Genomic DNA, 18340 nt, shown 5'->3' with positions numbered 1-18340 from the left:
GTCATCCGCCCGCCAGGTCGGCGGGCCCGAACCCCTTGGGGAGGAGAGAGGAGAGCGGCAGCGCCTCCCATCTCCTCCCCTCTCCATCGGCGAGGATCACCTTCAAGTTGGGGGCGAACTCGTACAGGGCCTGGCGGCACGCCCCGCAGGGGGAGCAGGGGGAGTCCCCGCAGGCGACGGCGATCGCCGCGAACTCCCGCACCCCCTCGGACACGGCCTTGAACAGGGCCACCCGCTCCGCGCACACGGTGAGCCCGTAGGACGCGTTCTCCACGTTGCACCCCGTGAAGAGCTTCCCCCCCGTGGAGAGGAGGGCTGCCCCTACCGCGAACCCGGAGTAGGGGGCATAGGCCCTCCTCCGCGCCTCCACCGCCGCCGCGACAAGCCGTGCCTCGTCCACTTCTCCCTCCTCGTCAGTCCCCCATCCTGCGCTCAGCATCGCGCCGCCGCAGCTCGGCGCGCTTGATTTTTCCGCTCGTCGTCTTGGGGAGCTCGGCCACGAACTCGATCTCCCGCGGGTACTTGTAGGGGGCGGTGACCTTCTTCACGTGATCCTGGAGCTCAGCCACGAGCGCCTCCGATGGCTGGTACCCCGTGGCGAGGACCACGAATGCCTTCACGATCTGGCCCCGCACGGGGTGGTTCGCTCCGATCACCGCCGCCTCGACGACGGCGGGGTGGGAGACGAGGGCGTCCTCGACCTCGAACGGCCCGATCCGGTAGCCGGAGGCCTTGATCACGTCGTCAGCCCGGCCCTCGAAGAAGAAGTACCCATCTTCGTCCAAGCGCACGAGATCCCCGGTGCGGTACCACTTTCCGGACAGGACCTGGGAGGTGAGCTGAGGGTTCTTCCAGTACCCGTCGAAGATCCCCGGGTTCCCCACTGGGACGGCGATCTCCCCGATCTCGCCCGGCTTGATGGGTTCCCCCTGTTCGTTGATGGGGGTTGCGTTGGGGCCTGGGGTGGGGAGGCCCATCGAACCAGGCTTCACCGGCAGGCCCGGCGGGTTGCAGGCCAAGCACACGGACTCCGTCTGGCCGTACCCATCGCGGATCGTGATCCCGAATGCGTCGCGGAACACCCCGATCGCCTCCGCGTTGAGGGGTTCCCCCGCGGACACGGCGTCCACGAGCGCTACCTGGCGCTTCCTGAGGTCCGGGACCTGGATGAGGAGCCGGTACTCGGTGGGGGTGGCGCAGAGCTTGGTGACCGGGTAGCGGGCGAGGAGGTCGAGGTAGCGCTCGGCGTCGAACCTTCCGTGGTACATGAGCTGGGTGCAGCCGATGGTGAGGCCGACCCCCATCGGCGCCCAGTACCACTTCGCCCAGCCCGGGGCGGTGGTGGCCCAGATGAGGTCGTCGGGGTTCGCCCCCCAGAAGTAGCGGGCGGTGACGCGGGAGTGCCCATACAGCCAGCGGTGGCGGTGCATGACCGGCTTCGGGTTCCCGGTGGTGCCGGAGGTGAAGTTGATCGTGAGGGGGTCGTTCGCGGTGAGGGGGACGGGATCCGCGGGCCGGGCGTTCTTTAGCGCCTTCTCGAACGAGATCCACCCTGGCCTCTCCCCGCCGATGAGGATGAAGTGCTCGAGCGGGCACTTGCCCCGCGCTTCTTCCACCTCGCCGATCGCCGAGACGTGGGCGATCACGGTGCGCGCCCCGGCCGTCTCCGCACGGTAGATGATGTCCTTGGCGCGCAGCATGTCCGTGCCGGGCACGGCCACCCCGCCTGCCTTGAACGTCCCGATCTGGGCGACGAACGCCTCTGGGAGGCGAGGGAAGATGTGCATCACCGGATCGCCTGCCTTCACCCCGAGCCCCATCAGGACCGAAGCGAACCGGCTCGAGAGGTCGGAGAGTTCCCCCCACGTCATCGTCCGCCGATCGCCCTTCTCCGATTCCCACAGGACGCATGCCTTGTCCGGGTGGGCGCGGGCATGCCCGTCCACCGCCCCGGCGATCGTGTACCCCACGGGGATGTCCCACCGGAACTCCCGCCGCTCGCGCTCGTACTCCTCGCGTGTGAAGACCATCCGATCACTCCTTTGCCGAAGTCAACCTCGTTGGCTAGTGTTATAGCATGCACGGGGATGGGGACGCAACCGGATATCGGGCGATCGTTGTCCTGCCGCCAGGGGCGGCGCGGCGGCTCATCGCACGGGGGGTGGCGGAGCTCCCGGCGGTAGAGCGCGCCCTCCGGGAGGGGCTTGTCGTCGTGGCCCTCGGGACGACGAACGGCTACGTGGCCGAGGAACTCCTCGGCCGGGGGATCGAGCGGGAGAGGTTCTGCGCGGGGTACATCGGAGACACGCTCGCCTCGCTCCCCGCGGAGCGGCAGGCGACGCCCCTCGTCCTCCGCCGCGGCCAGCCGATCGAGCTCTCCCCGGACGAGGCGCTCGGGGAGCTTCGTGGGGGGGACGTCCTCATTAAGGGGGCGAACGTCCTCGACCCGGCCGGCGTGTGCGGGGTGTTCATGGCCTCCCCCGCCGGGGGCACGGTGGGGAAGTTCGCGGTCCCCGCCCTCGCCCGGGGGGTGGAGATCGTGATCCCGATCTCGTGCGCCAAGTCCATCCACGGCTTCGTGGCCGACCTCGCCCGCGAGGTGGGGATCGGAAGGGTGGACGAGGCCACCGGGTCGCCGGTGGGCCTGTGCCCGCTCGTGGGGACGGTCGTGACCGAGGTCGAGGCGATCGCGCTCCGGTATGGGGTGCGGGCCGCGCACCTCGCAAGCGGGGGAGTCGGGCCAGGGGCGGGGGCGGTGACCCTCCTCCTTGTGGGCGAGGAGCCAAAGGTCCGACGGGCGTTCGCGGAGCTCGCAACCCTCGCCCGGACCGAGCCGCCCCCGCAGGTGGGATGAACACCATCCTTCGGCCGGCCGAGGCGAAGCTCGTCCGCGAGAGGTCGCGGTTCCTCGCGGCCGCCCTCCCCGTCACGACGGCGGAGGAGGTGGAGGAGGCCCTGCGGCGGCTCCGGCGGGAACACCACGCGGCGCGCCACATCCCGTACGCGTACCGCCTCCGATCCGGCGCGGGTCGGGGAAGCGACGATGGGGAGCCACCCGGTTCCGCGGGCAAACCGATCCTGAGCCTTGTTGAGGGCGAGGAGCTGGGGGATGTCCTCGTCGCGGTGGTGCGCTACTTCGGCGGGGTCAAGCTGGGGGTGGGAGGCCTCACCCGGGCGTACCGCGATGCGGCCCGCGCGGCCCTCGTTGCGGCGGGCGTCCGTCCTCTCGTCCCTTCGCGGAGGTTGCGCGTTGTTGCCGAGCCGGGGGCGGTCGGGGCGCTCCTCTCCCTCGCCCGCAGGCACGATGGGCGTGTCCTCTCCCAGCGGTTCACCGACCGCGCGGAGATCGAGCTCGTCCTCCCCGAGGCCAATGCTCCCCTGTTCCAGGCCGCCGCTTTCCCGTGGGGCGAGGTGAGGGAGGTCAGCGATGGTTGAGTTCGTCGAGGGGCCGATCGCCGAGGTGGGGGAGGAGTTCCTCGTGGTGGCGGTGGGGGGGGTGGGGTTGCGGGTGGCAGTGCCCGCCCGGACGGTGAACGATCTGCGGGCGAGCGACAAGGTGCGGCTCCTCACCCACCTCATCCTGCGCGAGGATGGGATTGAGCTGTGGGGGTTCGCGACGCGGGAGGAGCGGGAGATGTTCGTGACCCTCCTCTCCGTGCCCCAGGTAGGGCCTAAGCTTGCGTTCCGGCTGGTGTCGGCCCTTCCCCCCGCCGAGCTATCCGCAGCGGTGCGCCAGGGGGACCTCTCCGCCCTCGACGGGGTGAAGGGGATCGGCCGGCGCACCGCGCAGCGGGTGATGGTCGAGCTCTCGGAGAAGCTCGCCACGTGGGCCCCCGCAGGGCCGTCCCCTGCGGCGGAGAAGGCCCAGGTGGTGGTGAAGGCCCTCACCTCAAAGGTCCTCGGGTTCCCGGAGACGGAAGCGCGGCGGGCGGTGGAGAAGCTCGTGCGAGAATCCCCGGATGCCTCGGTGGAGGAGCTCATCCGCCGCGCCCTTACCCTGCTTGCCAAGGGATGAGGGCGCTCGGGCTCGACATCGGGGATCGGCGGGTGGGGATCGCTGTCTCCGATGAGACGGGGACGATCGCCCACGGCCGCGGGGTCTACGTACGCCAGGGCCTGAACGCGGATGCGGAGCACCTCGCCCGCCTCGCCTATGCTACCGGCGCCGGGGCCCTCGTGGTCGGCCTCCCCCTGAACATGGATGGGACCGAGGGGGAGCAGGTTCGGAAGACCCGCGACCTCGCCCAGGCCGTGGCGGAGCGGGCCCGCCTCCCGCTTCACTACGTGGACGAGCGGCTCACCACCTCGGAGGCCGACCGCGTCCTTCGCCAAGGGGGGCTCTCCGCCCGGAGACGGAAAGGGCACCGGGACGAGCTCGCCGCCGTCCTCATCCTCCAGGCGTGGCTCGATCGCGAGCGGGGGAGCTAGGGGACGCTGCTCTTCCCGCCGGCCAGCTTCGCGAGGGCCGCGGGAACCGCAAAGAGGCCTGCATTGGGGATCGTCCCCGCCCGGTGCGGGGGTGCCCCGGTCCAGGGTAAGCTTGGGTACCCGCGCAGAGGAAGGAGGGCGCGATGGACGAAATCACACTTGGTCGCCAGTTCCTGAAGGCTACAGCCTGGGCGAGGGCGCAGGAGATCGAGACCGACCAGAGGAAGGGGATCCCCCATCCCCCTCTCCAGAGGCCCGCGCCGGACGGGGCGCCCGTCGTGAAGCTCCCCGATCCGCAGACGCTTCGTGTGGGCGAGGTTCCCCTCCGCGATGCCATCTCCTCCCGCCGCAGCCGCCGCCGGTTCACCGCGGATCCGCTCACCCTGGAGGAGCTCACGTTCCTCCTGTGGTCCGTCCAGGGCGTGCAGCGGATCGTACGTGACGGGGTGGCCAGCCTGCGCACCGTGCCCTCGGCGGGGGCGCGTCACCCGTTTGAGACGTACCTCGTCGTGAACCGGGTCACGGGCCTCGCACCGGGACTGTACCGGTACCTCCCCCTTGACCACTCGCTCGTATTCCTTCGTTCGGATCCAGACTTCCCGGCGAAGGTTACCGCGGGGTGCCTGGGGCAGGAGTTCGTGGGCCAGGCGGCGGTCGTGTTCGCGTGGACAACCGTCCCCTACCGCACGGAGTGGCGGTACAGCGTGTCCTCGCACAAGGTGATCGCCATGGATGCGGGCCACATGTGCCAGAACCTGTACCTGGCCTGCGAGGCGATCGGCGCCGGGACGTGTGCGGTCGGTGCCTACCACCAGGAGAGGATGGACGCCCTGCTGGGGGTGGACGGGGAGGACGAGTTCACGATCTACCTCGCCCCGGTGGGGAAGGTGGGCTAGCGGTTCAGGCTCCTCTCATAGGGCGTAGAGGACGTCGCCAGCGATGTTCACGGCGTGGTCGCCGATCCGCTCCAGGTTATGGAGGATCTCCAGGTACAGCGCCCCTGCCTCGGCCTGGCAGATCCCCTCGTCCACGCGCCGGAAGTGCGCTTCCTTGGACTGCTTTTCGAGGCGGTCCACCTCCGCCTCGAGGCGGAGGGCCTCCCGGGCCTTGTCCTGATCCTCGTCCCGCAGCGCTTCTACCGCCTCCCGGTACAGGGCCGTCGCCTTGTCGAACATCGTCTGGAGGTCAGCACGGGCGGGCGCGGAGAGGGGGTACCCCTTCGCCAGGATGACCCTCCCCCGCTCGGCGATGTTCACCGCCTGGTCCCCCACCCGCTCGATGTCACCGGTGGCGTGGTCGAGGACGTGCAACCGCCGCTCGTCGCGGGTGGAGAGGGCGTCGGTGGGGATCCGCTCGAGGTAGGCTTCGATCGCAGTCTTCAGCTCGTCCACCGCGCGCTCGATCTCGAGGACCTCGCTCAGGGGAGCCTCCTCGCGCTCGAGGAGCCCGTGGCGGCACTGCTCGATCATGACGTGGGTCAGGTCCGACATCCGCAGGAGCTCGTGCCGCGCCTGACTGAGCGCTACCGCGGGTGCGGCGAGGAACGCCTCCGCGAGGTGCACGGGGCCGGTGGAGACCACGGGCGGCTGGCCGTGGGTGATCCGTCCCGCCAGCCACGCCAGCCCGCCGGTGAGGGGGAGGAAGGCGAGCGTGCTGGCGACGTTGAAAAGCGTGTGGGCATTGGCGATCTGGCGGGCGAGGAGGGGCGAGGTCTGCGCCATGAGCGCGGCATACCACGGCACGAGGGGGATGAACACGGCCACGCCGATCGCGTTCACGAGGAGCTGGGCCCGCGCCAGTTGCCGCGCGGCGAGGGACGCCCCCACCGACGCGATCTGGGCGGTCACCGTGGTGCCGATGTTCGCCCCGAGGATGAGGGCGATCGCCGCGGGAAGGGGGAGGACGCCGGCGGACCCCATCGCGATCACGAGCGCGGTCATCGCCGACGAGCTTTGGATCACCGCTGTGACGCCCGCTCCGATGAGCACGCCGAGCGGCACGTTCGTACCGAGCGAGGACAGGAGGTTCACCACCATCTCGCTCTCCGCCAGGCCGCGCAGCCCATCGGACATCACGTCCATCCCCAGGAACAAGAGCCCAAACCCGAGCAGCGCGCGGCCGACATCGCCCCCCCGGCGACCGCGGCCTAGCTCGGCCAGCACGAACCCGATGGCGATGATCGGCAGGTAGTAGTCGCCGATCCGGAACGCGATGAGCTGGGCGGTGACCGAGGTCCCGATCTCTGCCCCCAGCATGACCCCCATCCCCTGGCGGAGCGAGAGGACCCCGGCGTTGATGAGCCCGATGAGGAGGACCATCACCACGCTGCTCGACTGGAGGACCCCGGTGGTGGCGATGCCCACGAGGACACCGCGGTACGGCGTATCGGTGAGGCGCTCCAAGAGGGTGCGCACCCGCTCGCCGGTCGCCCGCTTGAGGGCACTGCTCAGGACGCGCAGCCCGTACAGGAAGAGGGCCAGGCCCCCTGCGGCGCTGATCACCACTGTGGCTACATCCATCCCCGCTCCGAACCCCTCGCCTGCATTCTCACCCCTTTCGTTTCACGGGGCCAGCGCTGTCCTGTGCGATGTCCCTCCTCCGTGGTTCGCTGCGCGGATCGCGCGTTCGTTCGCCGCGCTGTGTTGCCCTCCTGCGGAGCCAACGCTACACTGAACCTGTGCCCGCAGCGAAATGGCTCGTCGGCATGGCAGTGGCTTCCTTTTCCCTTGCCTCACTCGGCGCCCCCGTCGCGGCGGTGGCGACGACGTCCATCGTGGGGGACGTGGTCAAGGAGGTGGGAGGAGAGAGGGTGGCGCTGGCCATCCTCTTCCCCCCGGGGACGGATCCCCACACGTTCGAGCCCACGCCGCAGGACCTCGTCGCCCTCTCTCGCGCGGACGCGGTGTTCATCGCCGGGGCGGGGCTTGAGGAGGGACTGGCCCGCATCCTCTCGTCCCCCGAGCTCCAGGGGAAGGTGGTGGACCTCTCCGCTGGGCTCCCCCTGCGCGCGCTCGCTCCCGGCGAGGGCCACGGCGGGACCGATCCCCACGTATGGTTCGATCCGCTACTCGTCGCGGAGTGGACGCGCACGATCGAGTCCGCCCTCGGCAGGCTTGACCCCCCCGGGAAGGAGGAGTTCGCCGCCCGCGCCGCGGCGTACCGGGAGGAGCTCGCCGCGCTCGACCGGTGGATCCAGGAACAGGTGGCCGTCCTCCCCCCCGCGCGACGCGTCCTCATCACGGATCACTGGGCCCTCGGGTACTTTGCAGACCGCTACGGGTTCGTCGTAGGGGGGGCGATCATCCCCGCCCTCAGCACCCTCGCCGAGCCCTCGGCGCGGGACAGGGCCATCCTCGTGGACCGGATCCGCAACCTGGGCGTGCCGGCCGTGTTCGTGTCCCCGGAGTTCAACCCCGACCTCGCTTCCGAGCTCGCCCGCGACACGGGGGTCAGGGTGGTGGTCCTGTTCCAGGGATCCCTCTCCGCGCTGGACGGCCCGGCCCCGGATTACCTCTCGTTCATGCGGGAGAACGTGCGGCGGATCGTGGAGGCGCTCCGCGGATGACGAGGGAGCGGATCCGCGCGAGCCGGACCTGTCCCGACCCCGCCCATGCCGCGGGCCCGGCGGTGGAGGTGCGGGAGGTCGCGGTCGTCCTCGATGGGAAGGCCGTCCTCGCTGGGATCTCGTTCCGGCTCGAACCGGGCGACCTCCTGGCCGTCGTCGGCCCGAACGGGGCGGGGAAGACGACCCTCCTCCGCGTCCTTTCAGGGACGCTCCCCCCCACAGTGGGCGAGGTGCGGATCTTCGGGCAGCGGCCGGCGCGACACATCTGCATCGCCTACCTCCCCCAGCGGCTGGGGGTGGACCTCCGCTTCCCCCTGGCGGTGAGCGACGTGGTGCTGATGGGCCGTACGGGACGCCTTGGCCCGCTGCGATGGCCGGGGGCAGAGGACCGGGAGCGGGTCGCGGAGGCATTGGCCCTCGTCGGGATCTCTCACCTCGCCCGCCGGCCGATCGGGGAGCTATCGGGTGGGGAGCAGCAGCGGATGTTCATCGCCCGGGCCATCGTCCAGGAGGCGACCGTGCTCCTCCTCGATGAGCCCCTCGCGGGCCTCGATGCCCCGGCCCAGGCGGGGATCCTCGACCTCCTCGGCCGGCTCCGGGAACAGCGGATCACCTCCATCGTCGCCCTCCACGAGCTCGACCTCGCCCAGGCCCACTTCCCCCTCGCCCTCCTCCTGGGCGGGCGCGCGATCGGGTTTGGCCCGCCCGCCGAGGTGTTCACGGGCGACCGGCTGCGCGCCGCGTACGGCACCGGCCTGCGCATCTTCCAGACCCCGTCCGGACCCGTCGCCCTCAGCGACACGTGCTGCGAAGGGGGCGACCATGGGGATCGTTGAGTTTTTCGTAGGTCCGTTCTCTTACCCGTTCATGGTGCGGGCCCTCCTCGCCGTGGTGGTGGTGGGGGGGACGTGCGCTGTGGTGGGGACGTACGTCGTCCTCCAGGGGATGGCGTTCTTCGGCGATGCACTCGCCCACTCCATCCTCCCTGGGGTGGCGGTGGGGTACCTCGTGCATCGGGGGGACCGCGGCCCGATCCTCCTGTGGGCCCTCGGAGCGGCGATCCTGGCTTCCCTTGGGATCGGGGAGGTGAGCCGGCGCAGTCGCCTGAAGGAGGACACGGCGATCGGGATCGTGTTCGCGGGCATGTTCGCCCTCGGGATCGCCCTCATCTCGACCGTGCGCGGGTACGCGGTGGATCTCGCTCACTTCTTGTTCGGGAACGTCCTCTCCGTATCGCCAGCGGACCTCGGGCTTACGGTCGGGATCGGGGCGGTGGTCATCCTCCTGGTCGTCCTCTTCTACAAGGAGTTCCTCGTCGTTTCGTTCGACCCCACGTTCGCCGCCACGCTCCGGCTGCGGACGGGGCTGTTCCGGCACCTTCTCCTCCTCCTCATCGCGGTGACGGTGGTCATCTCGCTCCAGGCGGTGGGGGTGGCGTTGGTGCTGGCGATGCTCATCACCCCGCCGGCGACGGCGTACCTCCTCACGCGCCGTCTCCCGTGGATGATGGGCCTCGCGGCGGTGTTGGGGATCCTCGCCGGGGTGATCGGCCTCTACGTCTCGTTCTACCTTGGGATCGCGAGCGGGGCAGCGATCGTCCTCGTGGCGACTGCCTTCTTCCTCCTCGCCCTGGCCCTCGCCCCCTGCCGGGGCCTCCTCTCCCACCGGTTCTAGTTCTTGCTCGTGCCTTCCACGCTCTCCCCCGCGCCGGCGCACTTGTCTCCCAAGTTGAGCCTTCCTATACTGGACGGCACCTGGGGGGTCAATGGGAGCGGACGAGCGTCATCTCGCTACTCGGGCAGCGTTGGCCGGCCTCCTCCACGATATTGGAAAGCTTGGCCAGCGGGCCGGCGAAGTGTCGGCCGGCGGTAGGAATCACCCGGCGGTGGGCGACAAGTTTGTGAGTCAGTATGTTCCCCCCCAGTGGCAACCCCTTTGTGCTCCTGTGGGGTGGCATCAGTAGAACCACCTACGGAACCCTGAAAGGGATTGCGACCCTAGCTCCGGGAGGCCGTGACAGCTGCCCTGGCTCGACCTGGTGGGCCGAGGAAGCCCCCATGCTTGGGCTAGAAGAGGACGGCGCAGGCGTCAGCCAAGGACGCCCAACGTACTAACAGGATTCCGGCATTGGAGAGTCCTGACCCTCGGTTGCGGAGCGGTTGGACCTTCTCGCGCCCCCCGAGGAAGGGGGTGAGGCGGCACCTGCAAGTCCGTCGCTTCCCGCGGAGAATGAGGACGATCATGGCCAACGAAGACCTCGCGGCGAAGGTGGGGGACCTCCCCAAGTCCCCCGGGGTGTACCTGTTCCGCGGCGGGGACGGGACGATCCTCTACGTCGGGAAGGCCTCCTCGCTCCGCGACCGGGTCCGCTCCTACTTCCAGTCCCCCCGCACCCTCTCGCCCAAGGTGCGCCTCCTCGTGCGCGAGGCGCGCGACCTGGAGGTGATCGTGACCGGGACGGAGGAGGACGCCCTCGTCCTCGAGGATGCCCTCGTCAAGAAACACCGCCCCCGGTTCAACACCCGCCTCCGCGACGACAAGCGCTACCCCTACCTCAAGATCACCGCCGAGCCGTTCCCCCGGGTCCTCGTTGTGCGCCGACCCGCGGGCGACGGCGCCCGCTACTTCGGTCCGTTCACGTCGAGCCGCTCCATGCGCCGCGTGGTCAAGCTCGCCCACAAGCTATTCCCGATCCGCACCTGCAACCTGCCCGTCGGGGAGAAGCGCTACGAGCGGCCGTGCCTCCTCTACCACATCGGCCGTTGCTCCGGACCGTGCGCGGGCTTAGTGAGCCCGGAGGAGTACCGGCGGGCAGTGGACGCGGCGGCGCTCCTCTTCGAGGGCCGGGTGGAGCAGGTGGTGGAGGACCTCGCCCTCCAGATGGTGCGGGCGGCCGGCGAGGAGAGGTTCGAGCACGCAGCGCGCCTTAGGGACACCGTGCACGCCCTGGAGCGGATCCGGGAGCGGCAGGCGGTGGCCCTCCCCGAACCGGTGGACCTCGATGCGGTGGCAGTAGAGGTGAACGAGGAGCGAGGCCATGGTGCGGTCCTCATCGTACGGGCGGGGCGCCTCATCGGGCGGGAGGGGTTCCCCCTCGCCCTCCCTCCCGGCTCCACCCCCCAGGAGGCACTGGAGGAGTTCCTTGACCAGTATTACACGCGTACGACAGCGATCCCGAGCGAAGTCCTCGTTCCAGTTCCGGTGGCGGAGTCGGGGGCCCTCGCTGCCTACCTCGCCGGCCGGCGGGGAGGGCGGGTCCACATCGGCGTCCCCCGCTCCCCAGAGCGGCGGGCGATCCTGGAGATGGCGGAGCGCAACGCGGCCCTGGCTTTGAAGCAGGCGGAAAAGGTCACCGCCCCCCCGGCGGAGGAGGAGGCGGTGGACGAGCTCGGGGAGGCCCTCGGCCTCTCCGCCCGCCCGTGGCGGATCGAGGCGTACGACATCTCGAACCTCCAGGGGCAGGAGGCGACCGGCTCGATGGTCGTGTTCGTGGGAGGTCGGCCGCGGCGGGACGCGTACCGCAAGTTCCGGGTGCGGATCTCGGGGAAGCCCGATGACTACGCGATGATGGCCGAGGTCCTCCGCCGCCGGCTCCGCCACGGCCTCGCCGAGATCTCCGATCCGTCCGTGGCCCGCGGCCGGTTCTCCGACCTCCCCGACCTGATCCTTGTGGATGGGGGGAAGGGCCAGCTCGGGGTCGCGGAGCGGGCTCTGGCGGAGGTGGACCTGTCTGGGATCGAGGTCGCGGCGCTTGCCAAGCGGGAGGAGCTCGTCTACGTGCCGGGTCGTGCGGATCCGATCCGGCTCCCCCGCGGCTCGCCTGCCCTCAAGCTCCTCCAGGGGATCCGCGATGAGGCGCACCGGTTCGCGATCACCTACCACCGCACCCTGCGCGAGAAGAGGACTTTAGGAAGCCTCCTCGACACCGTTCCTGGGATCGGCCCGCGGCGCAAGGCCCTGCTCCTGGCGCGGTTCGGGTCCGTGGACGGACTGCGCCGGGCGAGTCTCGAGGAGCTCCTCTCCGTGCCTGGCCTCCCCCGCTCCACGGCGGAGCTCCTCTACAAGGCCCTCCACGCCTAGCCGGTATAATCCTGCACCGGATCGAAAGGAGAGCGCGTGAACCTGGAACAGAAGCTACAGAAGTTGTCCGATGCGTTCGGGGTGGCAGGGTTTGAGGACGAGGCGCGGGAGGTCCTCCACGGGATGGTCTCCCCGTACGTGGAGAGCTGCGAGACGGACACCCTCGGGAACCTCACCTGCTCCCGGGGGAGCGGGGACGCGGTGATGCTCGATGCACACATGGACGAGGTGGGGTTCATGGTGAAGTGGATCGAGAAGGACGGGTTCCTGCGCCTCACCGCCCTCGGCGGATGGGACGACCGGATCCTCATGGCCCACCGCCTCACGATCCTCACCCGGAGCGGGGAGAAGGTCCACGGGGTCATCGGGAGCACCCCGCCCCACATCCAGTCGGACGGGGACCGGGACAAGGTCGTTCCGCTCGACGACCTGTTCGTGGACATCGGGGCCCGCAGCCGGGACGAGGCGGAGGCGTTCGGCGTGCACATCGGTGACCCGGCGACGATCCACTACCCGTTCCTTAGGCTTCAGGAGGGGTACGTGACGGGGAAGGCGTTCGATGACCGGGCGGGGTGCCTCGTGGCCGCTGAGGCGCTGCGGATCCTGGCCAAGGAGAAGCTCCCCTACAAGCTCGTCGTCAACTTCGCCGTCCACGAGGAGGGGGGGCTGCGGGGGGCGAAGGCCGCCGCGTACCGCGTGGCCCCCAAGCTCGCCCTCGCCCTGGAGGGGACGATCGGGGCGGACATGCCCGGGGTCCCGGAGGCGAAACAGCCGGTACGCCTCGGGCACGGACCGGCGATCACCCTTGCCGACCGCTCGATCACGGTCAAGCCCAAGCTCGCCCGGTTCCTGGAGAAGATCGCCGACGAGAATGGGATCTCCTACCAGTACAAGCTCCCCGCCTACGGATCCACGGACGCGGGGGCGATCCACCTCGAGCGGGGGGGGATCCTCACCGGGGTGGTGTCCGTGCCGTGCCGGTACATCCACTCCCCGGTCTCAACGCTGTACCTCGCGGACCTCGAGGCGACCCTCGACCTCGTGGTGGCGTTCCTGAGGCGGGCCGGGGAGCTGCTGTGAGCGCTCGTTAGGTGAGATGCCCGGGCGGGCAGGAGCCCGCCCGGGCCGAGCTTTCCTAGCCTATTCCCTGGACGACGCTGTCGTACGCCGCTATGTCGAAGTGCCCGTGGCCGGAGAACCCGATCAAGATAACCTTCTCTTCACCTGTCTCCGCACAGCGGCGGGCGAGCTCGATCGCGGCGTGGACGGCGTGGGCTGTCTCCGGGGCGGGGATGATCCCCTCCGATTGGGCGAACAGAACCGCGCTCTCGAACACCTCCTTCTGCGCGTAGGCCAGCGGCTCGATCACCCCGTCCGCCACGAGCCGGCTCACGATCGGGGCCATCCCGTGGTAGCGCAAGCCTCCGGCGTGGATCGCCGGAGGGACGAAGTCCGCTCCCAGGGTGTACATCTTGAGGAGGGGCGTCAGCCGCGCCGTGTCCCCGAAGTCGTAGCGGAACTCGCCCCGGGTGAGGGTGGGACACACCACCGGCTCCACGGCCAAAAATCGGGGCCGCGACCTCCGTCCCGCCTGCGCCTCCCCGAAGAAGGGGAGCGCGAGGCCGGCGAAGTTCGATCCCCCACCCACGCAGCCCACCACGACGTCCGGCCACTCCCCGGCGAGGTCCAGCTGCTGGATCGCCTCCAGGCCGATCACCGTCTGGTGGAGGAGGACGTGGTTGAGGACGCTCCCCAGGGAGTACTTCGTCCTCTCCCCGTGCAGCGCCTCCTCGATCGCCTCCGAGATCGCGATCCCGAGCGACCCTGGTGAATCCGGGTGCATAGCGAGGACCGCCTGCCCAGCCTGGGTGCGGCTCGACGGGGAAGGGAGGATCTTCGCCCCGAACAGGCGGATCATCGCCCGCCGGTACGGCTTCTGGTCGTAGGAAACGCGGACCATGAACACCGTGCACTCCAGGCCGAAGTTGGCGCACGCGAACGCAAGCGCGCTCCCCCATTGCCCAGCCCCGGTCTCGGTGGTGAGCCTCTTCGTGCCCTCGACCATGTTGTAGTACGCTTGGGCGACCGCGGTGTTCGCCTTGTGGGACCCGGTGGGGCTTCCCCCTTCGTACTTGAAGTAGATCCGCGCTGGGGTCCCGAGCGCCCGTTCCAGGTTCACCGCGCGCTGGAGCGGGGTCGGCCGCCAGCGGCGGTACACCTCCTGCACCGGCTCCGGGATGTCCACGAACCGGTCGCTGCACATCTCTTGTTCGATGCACGTGCGCGGGAACAAGGCCGCCAGCGCTTCGGGAGACAGGGGCTCGTTCGTCCGCGGGTCCAACGGGGGATCCAACGGACGATCCAGGTCGGCAGCCACGTTGTACCAACGGTGGGGCAACTCCTCCTCGTGGAGCAAGAATCTCGTTTTCATGGGGTGAAACCTCTTTTCGAACTGGTCTAGATCCTTAGCCGCGACTCCGACTCAGTTCGAAGGGCGCCACCACGATTCCACGGGGGGAATGCAGAGGGAGGAAGGAGAGAACCTCAAAGGGCTAGCTAGGAAGCTAGCCGAGCCAAACATACCTCCGGTACACCATGGGTCTCCTCCTTTGGAGCAGGCCCAACCCTACCTGCTGGGGAGGGCGCCGTCAACCCCGTTGTCGGGCGAGGGGGACGCCCCTCCGCGATCAGCGGATGACGAGCCACGTGCCCACACCGAGGATGGCCAGCCCGAGGATCCGCGGCAGGTCGAACGACCGCTGCACCGCGCCGAGGAGGCCGAAGTGGTCGAGGATCGCCCCGACCACGAGCTGGGCCACGACGGCCAGGGTGAGGGTGGAGGCAAGCCCGATCCGGGGGACGGTGTAGCTGATCGAGCCCACGATCACCACCCCCAAGAAACCAGCGGTGAGCGTGTACCAGGGGACGGTGTTCCACGCGGCGAGGTTCCCCCCGCGGAGGAAGGCGATGATCACCGCCGCGAGGAGCATCCCCCCCGCGTGGACGATGAAGATGCTCTCCGCCACGCCCACCTTGGACCCGATGACCCCCGAGAACAGGGATTGCAGAGAGATCGCCACGCCACCGATCATCGCGATGAGCACCGCCGGACTGGACAAGGCCATTTCCTCCTTTCGTGGGCGCCCGCCTGCGCAGGCGCCGCCTGTAGCGTACCCGGAATCCCGCTCCGTGGTCCAGCGGGGTTTTCTTTTGCAGGCGTGGCGACTTTGACGTACAAGTGAGCCGATGCGGCGGTTCTTACGGTGGGCCAGGGTGACGTTCATCTCGGGGCTCCTCACGCTCTTTCCCCTCGGGCTGACCGCGTACCTCCTCTGGCTCCTCTACCGGCTGGCGTACGCTCTGTTTGGCCCTCACACGGCCTTCGCGGGGCTCATGCGGCGCCTCATCGGGCGGTACATCCCGGGGACCGAGGTGGCCATCACCCTCCTCGTGGTGCTCCTCGTGGGGGCCGCGGCCCGCCATTGGTTGGGGCGAGGCCTCCTGCGGGCCGTGGAGCGGGTGATGCTGGCCGTGCCCGGCGTGCGCAACCTGTACTGGGGAGCTCGCCAACTGGCCCGCGTCGTGCTCCGTCCGGAGCCCACCATCCTCCAGGGGCGGCGGATGGTGGTTGTGGAGTTCCCCCAGCCTGGCTCCCACGTCCTTGGCTTCATCACGAACGAGGATGCCACTGTGGTGAGCGACCTCTTCACGCCCGATGTGGTGTCGGTGTACATCCCCACCGCGCCCAACCCCCTGTCGGGGTGGGTCCTGTTCATCCCCCGCAGCAAGATCGCCCCCGTTTCCCTGACCGCGGAAGAGGCCCTGAGCATCATCATCTCCGGCGGGCTCGTCATCCGCCAATCCAGTTCGGGCGGGGTCCCCCCCGATGTGGACCCGGCCCGGGGACGGAGCGAGTAAGGGGACGAGGCGGACTGGATTCTCGCCGGGGATTGCGGTACAAGTGAGGACAATGCGGGAGGTCAAGGTTCAGTCTCCGCGGGCAACGGAGTTCTGTCAGGCCTGTCCCCACGCCTGCACCAGGATCTTTGCCGACCTGTCGGAGTCCGCTTGGCAGGAACTCATCTCCCTCATGCGGCCGCTGGAGTTCGAGCCGGGGGGGATGATCTTTCGCGAGGGGATGCTCGCGTTCGGGCTGTACATCCTGTGTCGGGGCAAGGTCAAGCTTGCCAAGCACACCCGGGGCGGCCACTCCCAGATCCTGAAGCTCCTCGGGCCGGGGGAGATCCTTGGGGAGAAGACGCTGTTCGATCAGGAGACCTACACCTGCTACGCCAAGGCCCTCGAACCGTCGCGCCTCATGTTCATCCCCCGCGAGGAGTTCTTGCCCTTCCTCCGCCGTCACCCGAGCGTGGCCCTGCACCTGATCGAGAGGCTGTCCCACGAGAACAAGGTGTTCGGCGATCGGCTCGTTGAGATCACGTCCCGTTCTGCACGGGAACGGGTCGCGCGGGCCCTCGTCGAGCTCGCCGAGGCGTTCGGCGAGGAGACCGCGGGGGGATGGGATATCGGGGTCGAGCTGCCGCGGGCGGAGCTGGCGGAGATGGCGGGCGTGTCCACCGAGACAGCGATCCGTGTCTTGTCCGAGTTCAAGGAGCGGGGGTTCGTGGCCCTTCCGGGCCGGCGCGTCCTCATCGCGAACCGGGATGAGATGAGGGCACTGGCCCAGCCGTTCCGGACCTTCGTCCGCGAGGCCCCCGCCTAGTTGGGGGCGCCATGCGGCGTGTGGTCCTCGGCGTCGGGAACCCGCTGCGGCGCGACGATGGCGTCGGGGTGGAGGTGGCCGCGGGGGTGCGGGGGACGGATTGGGAGGTCCTCACCGCCGGCCTGAGTGTGGAGAACGCGCTCGGGATCGTGCACCGGATCGCCCCCGACCTCCTCGTGGTGGTGGACGCGGCGGAGATGGGCCTTCCCCCCGGCTCGGTCCGCCGGCTGCCGCTGGCGGCTGGGGAGCAGATGCTCGGCTCCACCCACGGTCTTCCGCTGCCGTTCCTCCTCTCCACGGTGCGGGGATGCGTGGGGGAGATCGTCCTCATTGGGATCCAGCCCGCCGACCGCTCCCTCGGCGAGGGGCTCACTCCCGCCGCCTGCGCCGCGGCCTCCGAGGTGGTGGCCTGCCTCCGGAACGATGACCTGAAAAGGATCCCGCCCCTTCTCTCTCCTGACTGATGGGCCTTCGGGGCCCGCCTCCTTTAGACGCCGGAGAGCGCGGGGATGGTTGCCCGGCAGGCGGCCCCCTCGCGGAGGACCTCCGGCCTTGTCCCGCGGAGGGGCAGGGGGAAGGATCGGACAGTGACCAGTCCGCGGGTGGCGGTGTTGTGCGGCGGGGACTCGGCGGAGCGGGAGATCTCCCTCCTCTCCGGTCGGGGCGTGCACGCCGCCCTCGTGCGTCAGGGGTGGGACGCCGAGCTCGTGGACATCAGGACCTACGATGGCCTGCCCCAACGGTTGGCCCCGTTCGCGGCCGTGTTCAACATCCTCCATGGGGGAGCGGGCGAGGACGGCACTGTGCAGCTCCTCCTCGACCTCATGGGGAAACCGTACGTGGGGTCGGGGCCGCTTGCCTCGGCGCTCGCGATGGACAAGAGCGAGTCCCGCAAGGCGTTCCAAGGGAAGGGCCTCCCCGTCCCGGCGTGGGCCCTCTGCACCGGCGGGGATCCCGTGGCCCTCGCCCGAGCGGCGGAGCTCGGGTACCCGCTCGTCCTCAAGCCGCGGCGGGAGGGGTCGAGCGTGGGGGTGCACCTCGTCCGGGACCGAGCGGAGCTCGAACAGGTGGCGAGTGCGCTCCTGTCCCGGTATGGGGAGTTCCTTGCCGAGCGGTTCATCCCCGGTCGTGAGGTCACCGCCTCGATCCTCGACCGGGACGGGGAGGTGGTGGCGTTGCCCCTCGTCGAGGTCAGGCCGCGGGAGGGCGACCTGTTCGATTGGACGGCGAAGTACACGCCGGGGGGCTGCGCGGTCTCCTGTCCGGCCGAGCTCCCCCCCGACCTCACCGCCCACATCCAGGACATCGCCCGCCAGGCCCACCTCGTCCTCGGCTGTCGCGACCTGTCGCGGGCCGACTTTCGCGTCGCCCGCGACGGGACGCCGTACCTCCTCGAGGTGAACGCCCTTCCCGGCCTCACCGAGATGTCCCTCTTCCCCCGTGCCGCCCACGCGGTCGGCCTGTCCTACGACGACCTCGTGGTCCACCTCCTGAACCGGGCCCTCGCCCGGTTGCCTGCCCCCACCCCGCTCGGATAGAGTAGC

19 protein-coding genes are annotated in these 18340 nt (G+C 69.7%); 14 read left to right on the top strand and 5 right to left on the bottom strand.

Annotation, left to right across the window (positions count from 1 at the left end; genetic code table 11):
* Window position 1 precedes the first annotated feature (1 nt).
* Together BARAN1_RS00725 and BARAN1_RS00720 are read right to left on the bottom strand one after the other, a co-directional pair.
* Window positions 2-439, bottom strand: coding sequence for a cytidine deaminase (locus BARAN1_RS00725; RefSeq protein ID WP_122030438.1), 438 nt, complete (start codon window positions 437-439; stop codon window positions 2-4).
* Window positions 414-2030 (bottom strand): acetate--CoA ligase, encoded by a 1617-nt coding sequence (locus BARAN1_RS00720; RefSeq protein WP_122030437.1) that lies wholly within the window; start codon window positions 2028-2030, stop codon window positions 414-416. The genes BARAN1_RS00725 and BARAN1_RS00720 overlap by 26 nt, the downstream gene beginning before the upstream one ends.
* Window positions 2031-2077: 47 nt before the next feature.
* Between BARAN1_RS00720 and BARAN1_RS00715 the strand changes: the two genes are divergently transcribed.
* The 5 genes from BARAN1_RS00715 (at window position 2078) to BARAN1_RS00695 (ending at window position 5324) form a co-directional block, all read left to right on the top strand.
* The gene (locus tag BARAN1_RS00715; protein WP_122030436.1) at window positions 2078-2854 is read left to right on the top strand and encodes a hypothetical protein; all 777 of its coding nucleotides are present in this window, start codon (window positions 2078-2080) and stop codon (window positions 2852-2854) included.
* Window positions 2851-3435 carry a YigZ family protein gene (locus BARAN1_RS00710; protein WP_122030435.1) on the top strand — a complete coding sequence of 195 codons (585 nt, stop codon included), beginning with the start codon at window positions 2851-2853 and terminating at the stop codon, window positions 3433-3435. Before BARAN1_RS00715 ends, BARAN1_RS00710 begins: the two co-directional genes overlap by 4 nt.
* Window positions 3428-4015, top strand: coding sequence for a Holliday junction branch migration protein RuvA (gene ruvA, locus BARAN1_RS00705; protein WP_122030434.1), 588 nt, complete (start codon window positions 3428-3430; stop codon window positions 4013-4015). The genes BARAN1_RS00710 and ruvA overlap by 8 nt, the downstream gene beginning before the upstream one ends.
* Window positions 4012-4428, top strand: a complete 417-nt coding sequence (gene ruvX / locus BARAN1_RS00700; RefSeq protein WP_122030433.1) for a Holliday junction resolvase RuvX — start codon at window positions 4012-4014, stop codon at window positions 4426-4428. Before ruvA ends, ruvX begins: the two co-directional genes overlap by 4 nt.
* A gap of 143 nt (window positions 4429-4571) precedes the next feature.
* A complete protein-coding gene (locus BARAN1_RS00695) occupies window positions 4572-5324 on the top strand; it encodes a SagB/ThcOx family dehydrogenase (protein WP_122030432.1) in 753 nt (250 codons plus the stop codon).
* Between the two features lie 15 nt (window positions 5325-5339).
* On the opposite strand, the gene BARAN1_RS00690 is transcribed toward BARAN1_RS00695, so the two are convergent.
* On the bottom strand, window positions 5340-6947 hold the full coding sequence (locus tag BARAN1_RS00690) for a Na/Pi cotransporter family protein (protein WP_122030431.1): 1608 nt from the start codon (window positions 6945-6947) through the stop codon (window positions 5340-5342).
* Between the two features lie 158 nt (window positions 6948-7105).
* Here BARAN1_RS00690 and BARAN1_RS00685 point away from each other — a divergent pair, with 158 nt between their 5' ends.
* From BARAN1_RS00685 to BARAN1_RS00665, 5 genes are all read left to right on the top strand, one after another.
* On the top strand, window positions 7106-7993 hold the full coding sequence (locus BARAN1_RS00685; protein ID WP_157959340.1) for a metal ABC transporter substrate-binding protein: 888 nt from the start codon (window positions 7106-7108) through the stop codon (window positions 7991-7993).
* Entirely contained in the window at window positions 7990-8829 is an 840-nt protein-coding gene (locus BARAN1_RS00680) for a metal ABC transporter ATP-binding protein (RefSeq protein ID WP_122030429.1), read from the top strand. The genes BARAN1_RS00685 and BARAN1_RS00680 overlap by 4 nt, the downstream gene beginning before the upstream one ends.
* Window positions 8816-9667 (top strand): metal ABC transporter permease, encoded by an 852-nt coding sequence (locus BARAN1_RS00675; RefSeq protein ID WP_174202502.1) that lies wholly within the window; start codon window positions 8816-8818, stop codon window positions 9665-9667. The genes BARAN1_RS00680 and BARAN1_RS00675 overlap by 14 nt, the downstream gene beginning before the upstream one ends.
* Window positions 9668-10234: 567 nt before the next feature.
* Complete coding sequence (uvrC, locus tag BARAN1_RS00670; protein WP_157959339.1) at window positions 10235-12073, top strand: excinuclease ABC subunit UvrC; 1839 nt, start codon at window positions 10235-10237, stop codon at window positions 12071-12073.
* A 36-nt stretch (window positions 12074-12109) separates the two neighbouring features.
* Window positions 12110-13153, top strand: coding sequence for a M42 family metallopeptidase (locus tag BARAN1_RS00665; RefSeq protein ID WP_122030427.1), 1044 nt, complete (start codon window positions 12110-12112; stop codon window positions 13151-13153).
* Window positions 13154-13208: 55 nt separating this feature from the next.
* Here BARAN1_RS00665 and BARAN1_RS00660 read toward each other — a convergent pair whose 3' ends face one another.
* Together BARAN1_RS00660 and BARAN1_RS00655 are read right to left on the bottom strand one after the other, a co-directional pair.
* Window positions 13209-14504, bottom strand: a complete 1296-nt coding sequence (locus tag BARAN1_RS00660) for a TrpB-like pyridoxal phosphate-dependent enzyme (protein WP_122030426.1) — start codon at window positions 14502-14504, stop codon at window positions 13209-13211.
* A 256-nt stretch (window positions 14505-14760) separates the two neighbouring features.
* Entirely contained in the window at window positions 14761-15198 is a 438-nt protein-coding gene (locus tag BARAN1_RS00655) for a DMT family transporter (RefSeq protein ID WP_157959338.1), read from the bottom strand.
* A 121-nt stretch (window positions 15199-15319) separates the two neighbouring features.
* Here BARAN1_RS00655 and BARAN1_RS00650 point away from each other — a divergent pair, with 121 nt between their 5' ends.
* From BARAN1_RS00650 to BARAN1_RS00635, 4 genes are all read left to right on the top strand, one after another.
* The gene (locus BARAN1_RS00650) at window positions 15320-15991 is read left to right on the top strand and encodes a DUF502 domain-containing protein (RefSeq protein WP_122030425.1); all 672 of its coding nucleotides are present in this window, start codon (window positions 15320-15322) and stop codon (window positions 15989-15991) included.
* A 52-nt stretch (window positions 15992-16043) separates the two neighbouring features.
* Complete coding sequence (locus tag BARAN1_RS00645) at window positions 16044-16796, top strand: Crp/Fnr family transcriptional regulator (protein WP_162297726.1); 753 nt, start codon at window positions 16044-16046, stop codon at window positions 16794-16796.
* Window positions 16797-16807: 11 nt separating this feature from the next.
* Window positions 16808-17260 (top strand): hydrogenase maturation protease, encoded by a 453-nt coding sequence (locus tag BARAN1_RS00640; protein ID WP_122030423.1) that lies wholly within the window; start codon window positions 16808-16810, stop codon window positions 17258-17260.
* Between the two features lie 123 nt (window positions 17261-17383).
* Complete coding sequence (locus tag BARAN1_RS00635) at window positions 17384-18334, top strand: D-alanine--D-alanine ligase family protein (RefSeq protein ID WP_157959337.1); 951 nt, start codon at window positions 17384-17386, stop codon at window positions 18332-18334.
* The last annotated feature ends 6 nt before the right edge of the window (window positions 18335-18340 follow it).

The sequence above is a fragment of the Candidatus Bipolaricaulis anaerobius genome, assembly GCF_900465355.1.
Lineage (GTDB): Bacteria > Bipolaricaulota > Bipolaricaulia > Bipolaricaulales > Bipolaricaulaceae > Bipolaricaulis > Bipolaricaulis anaerobius.
Note: the sequence above shows the minus strand (reverse complement) of the source record. Positions and strands in the feature narration are given on the sequence as shown.